A 16,615-nucleotide genomic window follows, 5' to 3' on the forward strand; every position below is an offset into this window, starting at 1 on the left:
TCCTTAACGAGCTCACGTCTTCGCTGGGTGCACCAGGCAAGCCTTTCGGCAACGCGCTGCGCTGTGGTGCCTACCACGGCGCCCGACAGATTCTGCTGGCGGCCTCACCGCAGCCAAACTGGTAACTGCGAGAAATCAAGAAACTGCTCATTCTTGGTCTTGTAGCCCAGGGCCTCCCAGGCGAATTTCTGAGCTGCCCGCCTCGCAGCATCTCGGTCGGGATACTGATCGGGCAACACATAGTCCCTAGATCCGCACGACAGCAAGGCGCGGCGGCTTAACACGTCAAAGTGAAGTTGTAGGTTTTCGCTTGCTTGCATAAGTCGGCTCCCTGGGCAGCGAACAAACAGCGGGGAAGAAAGTTCCATTCGGAAATTAGAAAACTGTCATCCAAATACCGCGCCAAAATAGACAGTCGGGATCATCGATCCCCACACGTTCCTTGGGAATTTCTCTTTCGGGCGCGCGTAAGGGTTCAATCGGCCGATTTTTGCACTGTCCGCCTTGCCCCTGACCTCCCGCGGTTGTTCGTTTGCTTTGCAACAATCAGGGTAATGGGCATTTTAGCCCTCCTCCTTTAAGCCCCCAGCTTTCGCGGAGCCAGCGATCGGTCCGCATGCGGGCCGTTGGCTGCGACAGCCACCCTCGTCGTCGCGCAGTCCGCGCATCCGAAGTGATTTGAGCATTCGAGTTCGCACGGCGATGAGCTCCAACTCGTCAGTGGCGACAGAACCAACCCCTTACGGCCAGCGGCGCCAGTCGCGAGATCTCTTTGGGCAGCGATGCGATGAATTGATCCGCTGAGAATTCTCGCCCTTGAACACGGCACCCCCGATTGTTCCGTTTTCAGAATCTTCTCCGTCGGAGTTTTTGCGCGGAACATTCCACCCCGGCGCAGTGTTGGAAGTCGGAGTGGTCAGACATTGAAGGGATGACTTCGATGGACATTTTGGCGGTGACGGCTGAGGTATTTCCCTTAATCAAGACCGGCGGCCTCGCGGATGTGACGGGCTCGTTACCCAAAGCACTGAAAAAGTTTGGCGTCCGTGTTAAAACCCTTATTCCGGGATACCGGGCAGTAATGCGCGCTCTGCCGGGCGCTAGATTGGTCAAGACCTACGACGATCTATTCGGTGTACAAGCCAGAATTCTGGCTGCGCAGGCGGCCGGTCTAGATCTTCTTATTCTCGACGCTCCCGAGTTCTTCGACCGGCCCGGCGGCCCCTATCTCAACGAGTACGGGAAAGAGCATCACGATAATTGGAAGCGGTTTGCTGCGTTTTCGAAGGCCGCCAGCGAGGTGGGAGGGAGCGGGGTGAAGGAATGGAAGCCTTGTCTGATTCACGCCCATGATTGGCACTCGGCGCTAACACTTGCCTATCTGAAGTATGGCGAACACTTCGAAGTGCCTCGTGTGTTGACGGTTCATAACCTTGCGTTTCAGGGGCAATTCCCGGCCTGCCATTTCCCGCGCCTCGGCCTCCCCGCTCAATCCTATTCAGAGGCGCTCGAGTATTATGGGGAACTGGGATACCTCAAGGCTGGCTTGGCAGCTGCGGACAAAATAACAGTTGTGAGTCCGACCTACGCCCGCGAAATCATGTCACCGGAAGGCGGGATGGGTTTGGATGGCGTGATGAACGCCCGGCATGACGACGTGATCGGAATAGTCAATGGAATTGACCTTGAAGTATGGGATCCATCCTGTGACCCGTACCTGAACTACCCATTTTCAGCACGCACGCCGCTCAGAAGGCTTGGCAATCGCTACGACCTGCTTGATCGGTTCGGGCTGCCTCACCGGCACGGCCCGGTCTTTGCAAGCGTCAATCGTCTGACCTGGCAGAAAGGCATGGATTTGCTTGCAGACGTTGCCGACGAGTTTTTTTGGAAAGACGGGATGCTGGTTGTGCATGGTCAAGGCGACCCACACATTGAGGGGAAGTTCCTGGAGGCGGCCGAACGGTATCCCCAACATGTTTCTGTCAAGATTGGGTATGACGAGAGCTTGGCACACTTAATACATGCTGGAGCCGACGCGATGCTCGTCCCTTCTCGGTTCGAGCCCTGCGGATTGACGCAGTTGTACGCGCTTAGATATGGCTGCATACCCATCGTCGCGCGCACAGGCGGCCTGTCCGAAACCATCATCGACGCTAATGATGCAGCCGTGCATGCGCAAGCGGCAACCGGCATTCAGTTTCTTCCCATAGACCATCATGGGCTTAGGCACGCGCTGCGAAGGGCCTTCAAGCTCTACCGGCGGCATCGCACGTGGGAACGGCTCCGACGACAGGCTATGAAGACCGACTGCTCGTGGGAACGCAGTGCCGAACAGTACTGCGAGATATATTCGCGGCTCCTGAACGAAAACGCGGAACTGCGCCAAACGGGATAGGCAACTCAACGATTTGGAAGACCCCGATCGCGACCACAGGCGCGAGGAGCAAGGGAGGCAAGAGTCGGGACCGGTGTCGACACTGCGGTGGTGAAACGCTCCGTTCTGGACGCGCTGGAGCCGGACCAACAGGTCAGAAGTTTAAGGCCGGTCTATGAATTTATTGAAACGACTGATCTTTCCATCAGCCGTCCTGTCTTGGTGCAGGAATAGGAGTTTGTTATGATCGAAGATCGTGAAGAACTCCTCCCAAGAGATGGGCTCCAATGTCTCGTCGCGCTCGCCGAAATCTATCCGCAAGATTTCGCCGTTAATGGCTCCCTTCGCCCGTGATGGGCGTCCTCTTCTCTTTTCTGCCCAGGCCCTAATCGTTTCGTGATCGTCGGTCGTATCAGCTTCTTTCACTGAATTCTCCCGTGTTAGCCACATCCAACCGAGCCGAAAGAAGATTGTTCCTCCAAGCGATTTCGGCTTATTGAGATGAACGGGAACATCGGGCATCACCCGTATTCGACAGTTTGCGGGCAGCGATGGGGCCATCGCGCCGACCCACCGGTGTCCGCCGGGGTGCAAGTTGTCGCATCGAGACTAAAGATCCGTGCAAGAGTCCCGTTCGGGTCAGTCGCACGCTCCCCTGCCTCTTATAGTCGTCGCTCCTGACTGGTCCCAGCGCATTGTTTGGGTCCGGCCAACTTAAGGTTTAACCTTGAGATTGTTCTTTTCGAAGGGGCTTGTTTGTTGTGGCGGCCGTGGAACTGGCTGGGTAGTGCCGTAGCGCTAGTTTGGTCCGAATGGCGCCTCTGCAAAAATAGAAAGCATAATCTGGTGCAACCACGCATCCAGAGGCTGCCCATCACCCCTGCTGGAAACCTCTGCAATTGCCTTTTCAAGCGTCCTCTCCACAAGTCGATCCGCAGCCCGCGGCGTCGGAAGCAAAAGCCGTGCCCGCAATCGAAGCCCAGGCACAAGCTCGAGAACGCGCTCTTCTGGCGCTTCGGGCCTCATCGGCGTCAGGCCAGACATCGTTTTCAACCGCTGCTCAAACACTGCATTCAGAAGATCGCTCACACTCGCCGTCTTGCTCACCGTTAGAGCCGTCGAAAATCGCTCCGGAACGTCTATTTCATCGTAGCTGGTAAAAAAAACCACCGGAACGGCCCGCCTGGCGAGTTCGTCAGCCACCGGATATATCAATTCGCCATTCAAGTTTATGTCGAGAACCGCGACATCGATCTCGGGGGTTGCACTCAAACTTTTCAGTGTGCGCTCAACCGACGGCAATGGTCCAATAACAGTTGCGCCAGCCCGCTCGAGCCAGGATGCGATGTCGTCGGCAAGCAAATATTCGTCTTCCGCGACCAAAACGCGCAACGGTTGGCGGGTTGGCATGCGGTGTTTCCTCCTCCAGGCGCCCGAAGCTTAATGCTTCTTAACGCGACTTAGGCTCTTTAAGCCTGCAGAGCTACTTCGCGCGTCGAGTGCTTTTTGCAGGCGGTTCGCCAGCACCAGCAAGCTGTCCGGCGAATCATCGACCAACAGGTTGGCGGTACCCTGGTCCTCGTCCTCAAGGAGGGGGGAGGAAAAATCCTCACCACCGGCGCCGCCTTTTTTTTGAGGTGCCATAAAAGTCGCCTATATTCGTCGCGCTCACATGGCGCCACTAAATCACAATACGCGCTCGCGCTCCGCATGCCAAGACTAGGCCCGGTTGAGGGAACGGACCGTCGGTGCCGGGCGTTTCGTTAGTGCAGCGAGACTTTCAATCAGAACCTGAGAACGCGATGCCTTCCTCCCTCATCGACAAGTTCAATTATGATCCGGCCAGCAAGATATTGTCGATATGGCTCTTGCCGTCCGGGAACCGGTATGATTACCGCGATGTTCCGCCGGAAATCGCGGAACAATTTAAGCTCGCATTCGCCAAAGGCCGCTTCTTCAACTCGTCCATCCGCGGTAAATTTAAGTACACACGGGATAGCGTCTCCACTGCCGTCACCCGCGCATCGCCGCGAGCTGGCTCTCGGTGAAGTGGTTCTATTAGGGATGCGTAGAGGCCTGTTCCGCGTAATCCGGCTCCGTCTTTGCGCTTTGCCCAACGGGATCGACGGCTTCTCGATAACGACCTTGCGAATGTGCGCTGTGGTGGTTTACGCAGTGCCGGGGGCGGTCGGCGCAGGTAAACTGGAGTGCGAGAATGGTGCGGAGTTCGGAACTATTGGGCAGAACTAAGGTTTCTAGGGAAACTTCGATTATTGACCATAGGGAGACCACAATGTCGCTATCTCACCAAATCCCGTCGCCGCGTGAACCCGACCAGTACGAGGGTCGGGAGGCCGACTGTACGGCGGCACTTAGGCCCTTGGTGGCTGATATCGCGACCGCCGAGCCTGAAGCGCTCGTTGCTGCATTAAACGGAAACATGGACAGCCTAGAAAAGGATACTGCTTTGTCTTTCGTTGTCGAAGCCGCGAAATCCGCCGGCTGGGACAGCGAGGAGGTCGGCCCTGCGGTGATGCGATTAGCGCGGGAATACGAGGGCGCAAAGGGCGCCATTTTTGACTGAGGCGCCCTCATATCTCAAAAATTAGGTTGTTCTCGGGTTCCGGGCGCCGCCTCCCGCTGTTCGGCGTCGTCAAGGTCTGTCTTACGATGTAAGTGTCAGCGTGTTGACGCGCGGCTTCGCGGCGAGCATCGATGTTGGCGATCTTATCCGGCAGAATTCGTCCTGTTTGTTCAAAAGATCTCGTTCACTGTCGACAGTAACCGGCTCGATCGTCTTTTTGATGTTTTTGGCATTTTTCATGAGGAAATCCTTTCATACTCTCTCATCGGTGACCCTCGGGATCACCCCTAGGTTCTCCATCGATCACGCCAATGCGGCGGTTGATCAGCGACGTGTCCGAGCCAAGGCGATCGCTGCAAACCCGATGACTACGACTGTAAGAATAGCGAAGGTGGGTAGCGGCCTGCTTGCTCGCAGGCCGCCTTCCACGCCGCCTGGATTTGCGGCAGAGCGAAACAAGTTGCCATGGCTCACCTCTGTGCGAGGCGCGCCCTTCAGATATCTGGCAAGGATACCGGCCATTATTCGTGCCGTACTGTTGGGAGCCAAAAAGTGGCCAAGCCGCGCCAATCTGGCGGGACTGCCGAGAGTCAAGGAAGCGCGCGGATGATTTGCAAGTCGCACGATCGAGCGAGCGGCTTTTCGTGGATCATAGACAGGTGGAGGTACGGTCAGCGCGCGTCCCGTATAGTTAGCGCTGTGTGCAATTCCAGGGGTGTCGAGAAACGTCGGATAGACGTCGCAGATATGGATGTCGCGATAGGATGCTAACTCCGCTCTCAGCGACTCGGTAAGCCCTTTGAGTCCGAATTTGCTGGCGGAGTAAGCAGCAGCATAAGGCGCTGAGGCGAACCCGCCGAGCGAGATCATATTGATGAATGTACCATGCTTCTGGCGTTTGAAAATGGGTACGACCGCATAGGCGTCGTTGAGATGCCCGATGAGGTTCGTTCGGATCACCTGCTCATGGGCTTCCTGCGGCGTCTCGTCAAATTTTCCCACCGCACCGACGCCCGCGTTGCTAAACCAGACATCGATTTCGCCAAAGCTTAGAGCCTTCTGTGCGAGCTGGCGCACCTCATCCGCCTTGGTGACATCGGTGGGTACAACTAAAACTTCGGCGCCCAGTTCCCGGCAGCGCGAGGCCACAGAATGGAGTGCTGATGCGTTGCGCGCTGCGATCACCAATCGAGCACCGCGGCGAGCAAATTCTTCAGCGGTCGCCTGTCCAATGCCGGATGATGCGCCAGTGATGACGACGACTGGGTGGTGGGGTCTCTGTTGCAGCATTTGCACATCCTCATACGATTTATGGCGTTCGAACGTCGGCGCAGACGGGCTCAGTCGCCTTCGCCGGGGTAACGTGCGTTGGACAGCAAACGAGCAAGATGGCTAGTGTTGCGCGCGAGCATGCCCGCCATCGTTTGCACGGCCTCCGGAACTTGCTTTAGGTCTATGAAGTTTTGGCTACCCATGGCTTCGCCGACCCAGTAGCAAACAGCATTCGCCGGAATCGTAAAACCGACATCGTTCAGCGCCTGGAACAGCTCAGCCGAAACATGGTGAGCTCCATCTTCGTTTCCGACGACTGCCACGGCTGCGACACGTCCACAGGACACCATACGTCCCTGCTCGTCAGTCTCGTCCAAAAACGCATCCATGCGCTCAAGTGCCCGCTTGGCCACGCTCGAGGGCTGTCCGAGCCATATAGGCGTTCCCACGATTAGTATGTCGGCGGCTAGGATCTTTTCGCGGATCTGCGGCCATTCATCACCTTCGCCCTCGTCAGATTTTACTCCAGGCAGAATGGCACGATCAGCGAGCTGGATGGTTTCCGTCTCTACGCCGTCTTTTTTCAGTTCCTCGGCAATCAGAGACAGGATGCGTTTGGTTGATGAAGCGTCTGACGGCTTAGTTTTCAGAGTACAGTTCAGGGCGATTGCATTCAGCGACATAGGGTGAAGCCTCCTTCGTTTGGTTCAAAGATTGTCAGCAAGCCCAACGCTCCACGCTCAACCCTTAGCTCGCCAAAGGGTTCCGAGAACTGCGCGGTTGGGGCCTGGTGAAGCGCCCAGCGGACTGCGCTGATGCTCGTGTTCTCGACGCACCTCAACGTAGCCGCTTCGCTCCGGCCCGTGGCAGGCAGTTGAAGACCGAGGCTTGCAATTTTGGAAGTTGCGCGCGTCGCTCTTACGTCAAAGCGTTTTGGCTACCCGCAGGGTTGATGGGACGCAAGGGTTCGGCGCCACGCACTGGCCGCCCAAGAGCGAGAACGTTCGGCTATGTACAGAGCAGAGCAGAGTGTTACAGTGCTGCGTGTAACTCGGGAGGTAGGAATTCCAGCAGTTTGCGGGCGGTCCAGCCATCAACATGTCTCGCCCGGCTCACGACCGCGTCCTACTGCATCGCTTAATCAAATCGACGCATCGTTTGCTGAAATCTCGCGTACATGATGTCTGACCGATCCGCATAACAAAAGTTCTCTAGCTTTGGGAACGACCTGCTACCACTTGCCCGCGCAAGCACTCTCAAGAAAAATAGAGCCCAGGACTTGGGAACATGACTTGCATTCTGTTGTTGGGATAGCTCTGGACGCGCGGCTGAGTACAGCACACAACTGAGGCGCGCGAGGCCAATTATCAGCTAGGGCAGTCGGATGAACCTCGAATACATAGGACGCCAGCGGCTAAAGTTGCGTCTACCCGATCGGCGCGGTGCACTAATCGGCGTGTCGACATCAGCGCTCAAACAATTATGCGTGGCTTATGCAAAAGCGGCCATTTTCCGCGATGAATTGCGCGCGATGAGGGGTGCCGACCACAATCTTATAAGGGAATACGACCTCGTGTGTCGTGAAATCGAGGAAGATGTCGTGCGCCATCTGGCACTTCAAGACGATCGCAAAGCCTCTCCCACAACGGGCCGCTAAGCTGCTTTGCGACAAGCCTGTCGCCGGCTCCTGTTGATGTCTGGCAACGGTCACAAAGATTTATCCTGATCCGACAATCGACGGAACCTTTCCGTCTTCCTGTGGTTTGTAGCTCGGGCAAAATGGAAGGGCGTCCGAAAATGTCGAAACACGCGGACGGGTTAGAGGTCCTAAAAAATCCCGTACTGAATCTACGATGTTGCAAGCCGGAGCGACCTGGAAGCCAAATTCCGATGAGTGGCGCACACAATAAACGTGCCGTCGATGCGACGGGAAGGCGAGAGGTTAGGATTGGTTCAGGTCTGGAGTATTCGCTCGATATGATCCACGTCCTACACTATGATCTTGAAGAGTTTATTCATGCATACAAATTGACTCCGTTGGAGGGCCGAAGGGTCCTTTCTCGATCACGGACCACGTAGGGACGATCTTGATGATTATATGCGCCGGTCACCACTGAGCTGATGGGACATCGCTACATTCGGGAGCTCCGCTCATGGCAACGCGGATTGGCTAGAAGGTTCAGTCGGCAAGCGGATTACCTTTCACGGTGAAACCGCCCAGTTGCCCGTGCAGGGACCAAAGAAATCGGGACTTTTCGTACACAACCTCGGCGACGGAGTTGAGCGCCTGCGGTGCAACTCTCCTGAGAACTACGGAGCCGAACCCGGAACGGAGTTCACCTGAAGACGGGAACTGTCCCAATGTTTGTTCGTCCCAACACACTCTGAACGACGGCACGTTGTCGGGCACTTCAACTCGCCACGATATCTCGATCTTTCCAGGTTTGCCGCTCAGGACGCCGTGCCGCGCAGAGTTTAGTGCCAGTTCGTGGAGCGCCATGCCCAGATTTTCGACGGCGGTTGGTGTTAGCATGATGGCGGGGCCGGCAAACATAAGCGCTTCATCCCGGCCGAAGGGCTTGAGCTGAATGGCGACAAGATCAGCCATCGTGGCACCTTCCCAATCCGCCGATACGATTAGGTCGTGTGAGGCTGAAAGTGCCATGATCCGCTGCGCGATATGACGCTCGAACGTGGGGCGGTCGTAATTGCCCTGTGCAGTCTGACGGATCATAGACAAGATGATCGCATACTGGTTTTTGACGCGGTGGTTGACCTCGCGCAGAAGAATGCGAATGCGCCGTTCACGATCTTTAGTGGCAGTTATATCGCGCGCGATCGCAGACGCGCCGACGATTTTGCCCGCAGCGTTCCTGATCGGTGACACGGTCAACGAAATCGCGACATAAGTCCGATCCTTGAGTTGCCTCACTGTCTCAAACGCCGAAATTCGATCACCTCGGCTGACCCGTGCCAGGATTGCACGTTCCTCCTCCTCAAGATGGGGCGGAATAAGCTTAAAAATCGAGGCTCCTATCATTTCATTGGCACTGTAGCCAAAAAGCTGTTCGGATGCCCTATTCCAGGTACGCACGGTGCCATCGAGGTCTTTGCTAATGATCGGATCGAACGAGGAATCGACAATCGCAGCCAATCTGGCCCGATCGAGTTCCATGGCATCGACGTGAGTTTCGCTTCTTTCCGAGTCCATATCAATCGATCGCCCGAGTGTCCCGCCGCATCAATGTGTTCCGGCATGGCGTAAACGACCTCAGTGACCGAAGGTTCCGACCTGGGCAGTCGCAGTAACCGAATGACAAGCTCAGATTTTGATTAGTGAGGGAATACCATCTGATCGGTCAGCCGGTTGTTTGTCTGGAATTTAGCGGGTAGGAAACTTTCAGTTTGGGTAGGCGCAGTTGTCCTTCGGCGCCGCTTGGGCCCTGGCGCCGCCGCGGAGCGTCGCTATGTGCGAATTACCGAAAAATGCGGCGAGCCCGTGAAATTTGGTCGGACCGCAGTCTCTTCTCCAGATGCTATGAACTTCCTTCCGCATGCATGTTGAAGAATTCCGATCGGCTCGTGCGAACAAACTTCGCCTTAACTGGTTGGGGAGTACATCTATCTATTCCGCTCATGCGCAGGCGCGCTGCCGGCAGCGATTGATTGGAGGAATGATCCATCCCGTCGCTGCGTACAACAATCGACGCCCTGTACGGAAAGGAGAGCCGTGTTGAACACGTCCGTGCCTTGGAGTTCGTGTTTCGCTGGCAAGCGTGTCCTTGTCGTTGAGGACGAGTTCCTGCTTGCCGACGAAACCCGACGCCAACTCGAGCAATTGGGGGCGATCGTGGTGGGTCCAACTCCGCAAGTCACCGCAGCGCTTGTGCTCATCGACAAGCAGATGATCGACGTTGCAATCCTTGATATCCTGCTCGATGGTGTCGAAGTTTTTCCGGTCGCCGAGCGTCTCAGGGAACGCGGTATTCCTTTTGTCTTTGCGAGCGCGTTCGGATCGTCCGCCATACCAGAGCGTTTCAAAGGGTATGTTCTTTGCGACAAGCCAATAGAGCTCGAGAATATCGCTCGTGGGCTCTTTGAGCCAACCATTCGAGACCACTGACCCGGGTTCGCTTGTTTGAGTTCAGGTCTTTTTGCTGGAAGTCAGAAGCGCGACTGGGCCGTTCGACAGAAGCGAGCCGATGCGGAGTGTATGGCTAGCAAACAATCGGTCGGTCAGGAGGTCAATACTTTCTGGATGAAATCGTTTCGGCAGCAATACTGACGTATCGCCCCAAAAATCTTTTCCGGCCGTTAAGGTGACGGGCTCAACGTTATTTAGCATCCGCACCGAGGCGATAGCTATGACATGGTGATCTGGGTTCCAGCGCGCAAACGCCAATACATGGTCTTTTCGCTCCCCAACCGGGATCAATGGCAGATAGTCGCCCTCGGCAAATAATGCCGGCCATATGCACCTGAGGCGAAGGCCCTTGGCAATCAGCTGAAACTTGGCTGTGGCTGGAACTGATGGATTTTTACCAGTGTGCGGATAGCCGGTTTCAAGAGGGTACCGGTTGTCGGGGTCAACGAGCGCGTACTGCAGATATTCGCTGCCCTGATAGAAATCTGGGATCCCGGGTACGGTCAACTTCATCAAGGTGACACTGAGCGAATTTACAAGGCCGGCGAGCATAAAAGGTTCGCAGAAGCCATGAAACTCCCGCAGGAATGTAGCATTATCAGTCGCGAGCAACGCCGAGGCGTAGTCGGAGAGCTGCGCCTCATATGCGACATTCACACTCTCCCATGACGTAGCGACCTTTGCCTCGCGAGCGGCTTTTATCAAGTAGGCTGTGAACCGTTTTTGCAGACCATTTATCGCATCGGGGGAAAGATCGACGGGCAGCACTGCAAGGAGTGCTTGAAAAATCATCCACTGGACGTTTAGTGCAACCAAAGGCGTCTGGAAGCGCGTCGTACTGGTTACCCATCTGTCGAACTGCAACGACCACGCTTCGACATCCTCCCCGATGGTAAATAGCCTTGCGCGGGCATCCTCGCTCCATTTGGTGTCATGGGTGGAGGTGGCGGTGAGGCCCGCCGGCTGAAGGGCCAGACGATCCCGCATGCGTCGGTGAAATTCTTCAACGCCGCCATGGGCAATGTGGGCCTCGCAGCCCACCTCATTGACTGCCAGGCAACGCGTATACCTGTAAAGGAGTGTATCCTCGACCGCCTTCGCCACGATGGGACCGCTCAGCTGCTGGAAACGATTTAGAAAAGCCATTGACGTTTCTGATCCGCCGCTTGCCGACAGCAGATGACTGACCTCAGATAGTGAACTGGCATCCCTCACATGGTCGGATGCAACAGCGATTGCCTGAGCAAGCACCGCATCGTCTTCCTGAGTGCGGGTATTCTGGGTGAAGTAAGTCCTATAGCGCGGAAAAGCGATCAAAAGCTCCTCGAGCGCCTGTCTAAAAGCCGGCGCTTGGCCCGTCCCAGGTTCGGCAATTTTTACAAGACGAGTGACCTCACCAACGAAATGTTTGCGCACCATCTGCCATTGAGCCGCCCGCCGTTCGGTGTCGATGTCACTGTTCTGCGGCGCGATCTTGCGATAGGCTTCGTCAAGTTCGCAAGGACCACAGGGCGGAAGAAAAACCGCGCTCGATGCGGCAATGAATTCGTAACCGGTTGTTCCCTGTACTGGCCACGCAGGCAATCGCTCTCCCTCAACCAGAATTTTTTCCACGACGATGAAAACGTCTGGTCCAACGGCGTCGCGTAACCAGTCCAGATAACCTGCCGGATCCACCAGGCCGTCAATATGGTCGATCCGCAGACCCGACACTTGCCCACTTGCCACTAGCTCCAGTACCAGTCGATGGACGTGGTCGAGTACCTCTCTCTTATCCATTCGAAGTCCAACCAACTCACTGACTTCAAAGAAGCGCCGGTAGGACAGCCGGTGCGCTGCCTCCTTCCATGGGATCATTTCCCAAGGCTGTGAAGCGTGGAGCGATCTCATGAAGTCGTTTGATTGCGACAATGTATCCAGTTGGGTCGACTGCAGGAGGGATGATGTGGCGCCGCTCAGTGTCAAAGGATAGCAAACGTCGCGATACCTTATGCTCGCTTCATTGCCATCGGTTGCAAGAGAAAATGCGCCTGTTCCGACTTCCTGAGAGAAATCCTGTTCGAGAATGGGCAGCGTCAGACGGCGGCTCCAATCTATATCGAAATAGCCGGAGTAAGCGCTTTTCTCACCCTGCGCCAAAACGTCCCGCCACCACACGTTCTCGAGCGATGCGGCCATGTGATTGGGCACGATGTCGAGGAGGATTTGCAAATTGTAACGTCGCAGGACACTGCAAAAGTCCTGAAAGCCGTCACTTCCCCCCAGGCATGGATCAATCTCGTTGAAATCGGTCACATCATAGCCATGGGTGGACCCTTTTGCCGCTGTCATGAGCGGCGAGGCATAGACATGGCTTACACCGAGCCGCACGAAATGTGGAACCAGTTCGGCCGCGCGGGCGAAGTCCATGCCTTGGCGAAACTGTACGCGGTAGGTGGAGGAAGGAAGGATCATGTGCGCGGCTTCCGAATGGGAGGTCAACGCGGGTAAAAGCGGCTGTATCCGTAAAGGTTCCAGCTTGCCCCGCCTCCAACTCGCTGAAAAGCAGCTACGAAAACGACATCGTGACGTGTAGGGATTTGAGCTTGCAAAACATCAATTCCCGAACGCTCGTTTTGGCCTGTTGATAGTGAGCATCATCGATCCGCCTCGAAACCTAGCTCCCACAAACTCCAAAACTGCCCGCTGCTCGCCCAATCGAAACTTTCGACCCAATGGAACCTGTCGACTTTGCTACCGTTCACCCATCGTGGAACGGAGGACTTAAAACGATATGCGCCTACTTTTCAGGATCGCAATCAGTGTCGCGGTTTGCGGAGCGATCTTCCTACTCTACCAAACCCTGCGCGAATACACCTTCACCGAGATCATCGACGCGCTGGGCACGCTCCCCAGCAAGAACGTTGCGCTCGCCCTTTGTTTCGCCGCCGGTTCGTACCTTTGCCTGTCATGCTTCGATGCGCTTGCTGTTCGCTACGTCGGCAGGTCGCTGGCGTTCCATCAAACAATGTTAGCCTCGTTTGTGAGCTTGTCCATTGGTCACAATGTCGGCGTTGCCGCCTTGAGCAGCGCGGCAGTGCGCTACAGGTATTATTCGCGATGGGGCCTTACGACAGGGGATGTCGCTCTTATCGTCTTCTTTTGCGGGACAACGGTAGCCCTGGGGCTTTCCACGCTTGGTTCTTTTGCTCTGTTCCTGCGCGCAGCCGATGCCGCATCGATGATGCACATTGCTGAACGCACGGTCTATGGGGTTGCAATCATAGCTGCCCTGGTTCCGGTCGGCTATCTGATGCTTGCCGCGACCCTGCGCCGGCCGGTGCGGTTTCGCCAAAGGAACTTCAGGTTCCCCTCGCTTCACTTAGCAGCGTTCCAGATTGTGGTCGGCTCGTTGAACTTTGCGTTTGTTGCCGCCTGCTTGCATCAAACGCTTTCAGCCTTCACGCAAGCAGCCTATTTCAAGGTTGCCACCGTCTCAATCATTGCCAATGTGGCGGCAATTATCAGCCATGTGCCTGGTGGGCTCGGTGTGCTTGAAGCCACGGTCGTGCAAATTCTTCCGGGCGTGACCTCCCTCGCCGCTGTAATTGCCTTCCGTGTGATTTATTATTTCATTCCGATCATGATTGGCCTCCCGTTGCTTGGGCTGAGCGAACTCATGATCAAAGGCGACCAAACCTCAGGCCCAAAGGCCGAGCAGGCGCGAAATCACGCGCTTTGCGCGGCTACGCAGCCAGACAAGCGGGTGAAAGGGCTTTCGGGGGTCGATGAGCGTGGTTCCCGCGATTTCTTTGGTGGGGCCTCGGGTGATGTCGATGTCGAAGTGGCGCAGGCCCCTGGCAGATTTATTAAGGCGCCTGATGGTCTCCATCAATGAGTTGGTCTTCGCGAAGACATCGTGCACAGCGTCAGGGGTTGTGCCCAGATGTTCGGCGAGCAGTCGATTGCGGACCGTACTGACTGAGTGCCGGCAGGAAGTGGTCAACCCCTCGATCGTCAGGTCCGCTTCTGTATCCAGGCCCTCCGATCGGCGGTTGAGGTTGGATGAGCCGACACGAAGAAAGTGATCATCGACCACGAGAACCTTCGAATGGACGAGAATCTCGCGTTCATTCCCCTGGTTGTCCGGAACAACGGGATACATAACCCAAAGACGATCATCGCGGTCGGCGCGCTTCAGCTTCCGTATCAATCGATCGCGGTTGTCGCCCATGATCAATTTTTCAAGCAGGCCATGCGAGATCCGGGTGACGAGAATGACGATCTCAGGTCCATCTTGTTCGCAAAGACGTTCCAGCAATATGTCGCCGACACCGAATGATGCGAGATACTGAGCTTCTATATATATGTGCTTACGAGCGGCGCGCAGAATGTCGTGTACCAAGGTAATTGATTCACGACGCGACCGCCGGCGATCGCCATGGGCTTCCGTGCGGGACAATGCAATTCTGCAATCGGTGAAATCCGCGGCGAGACCGGGTGGCCAGAGTGTGACGGGGTTTTCAAGAGGCTCGATGACCTCGCGGGTGGCGTGGAACCAGCGCCGGCGCACCAGCGCGCCGATCATCTGTGCCGCTTGTCCGTGAACGGCCGCCTGCACATCGTGGACGGGATCATAGGCCTTGCCATCCGGCGTCACGCGCTGCGGGTTGTCCGGATCGTGGCGGCTGTTATCCCATCGCCGTGCCGTCAGGTCGATTCCGCCGAGAAACGCCAGATTTGCATCCACAGTCACAAGCTTCTGGTGGTGGGAGCCAAAAAACGGATGACGAAGGTCGAAGGCGATTCTGACCCGTTCGTGTTCAAGGATACCTTGTTTTCGGAATATCTTGAGCGATTTTCCTGAATAGAGCGGGCCAAAACCCCAGACAAGTATTCGAACCTCGAGGTCTGGGTTCGACGCGAGAATGCGTCCTAGTAATTCTGCAAGGCTCTCAGGGCGCTCGGAGCCGGGTTCAAGGATGATGTCGGGATTAAAGTCCCAGCCTACGATCCAAATCTCCCTTCGAGCGCGTTCAAATGCGCTGCGCACCTGCTTGAAGTAATCTGCAGCGTCGACAAGGATCGATATCCTGTCCGCGATCTCGGTTCTCCAGACATTGTCGCCCGCTTTGAATATAGATGCACTCATCGGAAAAACACCGGTTTCCCATCGCTTCTTTACTCGGCGACGAAGACAACGGCCGTGTCTTAAAAATATCGCCTTAATTGATCGGCTTCTTCTTCAAGTAAATTCGCGACATCGTCTATCGGCATGTGGGTTGCGCAAAGGTGAACTGCGCACTCCAAGAAACGTATTGATGAACGACGCAAATAGGCTTCTCGTTCGCTGCGAGTTGTTTTATAATTCGATACTTTTTTCCATCGTCTGTCATGGCACCAAACCTTGAACACGCATCTAGCTGCCGAATCTACCATAGCCTTGTTGGCTTGAAGTTGTTCCCGGGCGCCCTGCTAAGTACACCTCGGGTTAAGTGGGAGGGCCACTTTCGGGCAATCTCTGCCAGAATGGCATTCCTTATGACCGAGGAACGAGAGGGAACCGAGCGGCTGCGTTGCGCAGCCCACAGCACGGCAAATGCTGCGGCTGCGGCCGCAGCTCCGAAAAGGAGGGTTGATGCGCGAGGATCGACCCGGGTAGACTGTATATCAACATCGTATCCGGCTTCTTTGAACTTCTGCCGAAGATTGGCCAGCTCCCTACGCAAGTGCTGAATTTGCTTTGCCTGGCTCATGGGTTTTTGTTCGCCCACAGATCCTGAAGCCGTGTCGATGACACCCTTTGGGATGGTTTCTCCGATCCGCGTTGGTTTCGCCATGGTCCTATCCTTGATCATTTATGCTGTGAGGAAAAAGCCAACCATCGGTTACCTGCGGCGGCACAGGAGAGAGCGCCGCAAGTTTTGCGCCCGCCTCCAGGCAGGCAGAGATGAAGTGTTCGCGGGCGACAGCAGCAGGAGCTCTGCCATTAAGAGCGGCGCGGCAGGTGATGTAGCACTGTCTATATTGCTCCCCATCAATCCGCGGCCACCCGTCCTGAACCAGTGCGAAGGCCTCGTTGACCGACGAAACCGTATGCTCTTTTCCATTCGGCAAGTTTATGTGAAGCGGTGTGGACCATATGAGTTCGGTATAGATCATTTGTCGCTCCGAGCGCTCGATCCGCGGTAACGCGGGAAACAAGATAATTGCCACCCAACGCCGCAACGGCCAGGAGGTTCCCACCCCACAACAGCAT

Annotated in this window: 15 protein-coding genes; 5 read left to right on the plus strand and 10 right to left on the minus strand. The window is 55.8% G+C overall.

What is annotated here, in order from left to right; genetic code table 11:
- Positions 1–104: 104 nt before the first annotated feature.
- Positions 105–320, minus strand: a complete 216-nt coding sequence (locus tag C6558_RS12695; RefSeq protein ID WP_107027307.1) for a hypothetical protein — start codon at positions 318–320, stop codon at positions 105–107.
- A 620-nt stretch (positions 321–940) separates the two neighbouring features.
- Between C6558_RS12695 and glgA the strand changes: the two genes are divergently transcribed.
- Complete coding sequence (gene glgA / locus C6558_RS12700; protein WP_057218454.1) at positions 941–2,398, plus strand: glycogen synthase GlgA; 1,458 nt, start codon at positions 941–943, stop codon at positions 2,396–2,398.
- A gap of 141 nt (positions 2,399–2,539) precedes the next feature.
- On the opposite strand, the gene C6558_RS12705 is transcribed toward glgA, so the two are convergent.
- The 3 genes from C6558_RS12705 to C6558_RS12715 form a co-directional block, all read right to left on the minus strand.
- Positions 2,540–2,899, minus strand: coding sequence for a hypothetical protein (locus C6558_RS12705; RefSeq protein ID WP_371412261.1), 360 nt, complete (start codon positions 2,897–2,899; stop codon positions 2,540–2,542).
- Positions 2,900–3,175: 276 nt separating this feature from the next.
- Positions 3,176–3,787 (minus strand): response regulator, encoded by a 612-nt coding sequence (locus C6558_RS12710; RefSeq protein ID WP_057218450.1) that lies wholly within the window; start codon positions 3,785–3,787, stop codon positions 3,176–3,178.
- A 30-nt stretch (positions 3,788–3,817) separates the two neighbouring features.
- A complete protein-coding gene (locus tag C6558_RS12715) occupies positions 3,818–4,021 on the minus strand; it encodes a hypothetical protein (RefSeq protein WP_057218447.1) in 204 nt (67 codons plus the stop codon).
- Between the two features lie 158 nt (positions 4,022–4,179).
- On the opposite strand from C6558_RS12715, the gene C6558_RS12720 reads away from it, so the two are divergent.
- Together C6558_RS12720 and C6558_RS12730 are read left to right on the plus strand one after the other, a co-directional pair.
- The gene (locus C6558_RS12720) at positions 4,180–4,425 is read left to right on the plus strand and encodes a KTSC domain-containing protein (protein ID WP_057218445.1); all 246 of its coding nucleotides are present in this window, start codon (positions 4,180–4,182) and stop codon (positions 4,423–4,425) included.
- A 245-nt stretch (positions 4,426–4,670) separates the two neighbouring features.
- Positions 4,671–4,961, plus strand: a complete 291-nt coding sequence (locus tag C6558_RS12730) for a hypothetical protein (RefSeq protein ID WP_057218441.1) — start codon at positions 4,671–4,673, stop codon at positions 4,959–4,961.
- A 324-nt stretch (positions 4,962–5,285) separates the two neighbouring features.
- Here C6558_RS12730 and C6558_RS12735 read toward each other — a convergent pair whose 3' ends face one another.
- Both C6558_RS12735 and C6558_RS12740 read right to left on the minus strand, forming a co-directional pair.
- Positions 5,286–6,251: an SDR family oxidoreductase gene (locus C6558_RS12735; RefSeq protein ID WP_107027309.1), complete on the minus strand. Its 966-nt coding sequence runs from the start codon at positions 6,249–6,251 to the stop codon at positions 5,286–5,288.
- Positions 6,252–6,301: 50 nt separating this feature from the next.
- Complete coding sequence (locus C6558_RS12740) at positions 6,302–6,916, minus strand: flavodoxin family protein (RefSeq protein ID WP_107027310.1); 615 nt, start codon at positions 6,914–6,916, stop codon at positions 6,302–6,304.
- A 701-nt stretch (positions 6,917–7,617) separates the two neighbouring features.
- Between C6558_RS12740 and C6558_RS39650 the strand changes: the two genes are divergently transcribed.
- Positions 7,618–7,890, plus strand: a complete 273-nt coding sequence (locus tag C6558_RS39650) for a nodulation protein (RefSeq protein WP_146160884.1) — start codon at positions 7,618–7,620, stop codon at positions 7,888–7,890.
- 522 nt (positions 7,891–8,412) lie between these two features.
- On the opposite strand, the gene C6558_RS12750 is transcribed toward C6558_RS39650, so the two are convergent.
- Complete coding sequence (locus tag C6558_RS12750) at positions 8,413–9,444, minus strand: PAS domain S-box protein (RefSeq protein WP_082557468.1); 1,032 nt, start codon at positions 9,442–9,444, stop codon at positions 8,413–8,415.
- 522 nt (positions 9,445–9,966) lie between these two features.
- Between C6558_RS12750 and C6558_RS12755 the strand changes: the two genes are divergently transcribed.
- On the plus strand, positions 9,967–10,356 hold the full coding sequence (locus C6558_RS12755) for a response regulator (protein ID WP_244494725.1): 390 nt from the start codon (positions 9,967–9,969) through the stop codon (positions 10,354–10,356).
- A 21-nt stretch (positions 10,357–10,377) separates the two neighbouring features.
- On the opposite strand, the gene treY is transcribed toward C6558_RS12755, so the two are convergent.
- The 3 genes from treY to C6558_RS12775 all read right to left on the minus strand — a co-directional run bounded on the left by treY (position 10,378) and on the right by C6558_RS12775 (position 16,518).
- Positions 10,378–12,831, minus strand: coding sequence for a malto-oligosyltrehalose synthase (gene treY / locus C6558_RS12760; protein WP_107027312.1), 2,454 nt, complete (start codon positions 12,829–12,831; stop codon positions 10,378–10,380).
- Positions 12,832–14,056: 1,225 nt separating this feature from the next.
- A complete protein-coding gene (locus C6558_RS12770; RefSeq protein WP_082557467.1) occupies positions 14,057–15,508 on the minus strand; it encodes a phospholipase D-like domain-containing protein in 1,452 nt (483 codons plus the stop codon).
- 692 nt (positions 15,509–16,200) lie between these two features.
- Positions 16,201–16,518, minus strand: coding sequence for a DUF982 domain-containing protein (locus C6558_RS12775; RefSeq protein WP_158268930.1), 318 nt, complete (start codon positions 16,516–16,518; stop codon positions 16,201–16,203).
- Between the last annotated feature and the right edge of the window lie 97 nt (positions 16,519–16,615).

Source organism: Ensifer sp. NM-2 (assembly GCF_003024455.1).
Lineage (GTDB): Bacteria > Pseudomonadota > Alphaproteobacteria > Rhizobiales > Rhizobiaceae > Ensifer > Ensifer canadensis.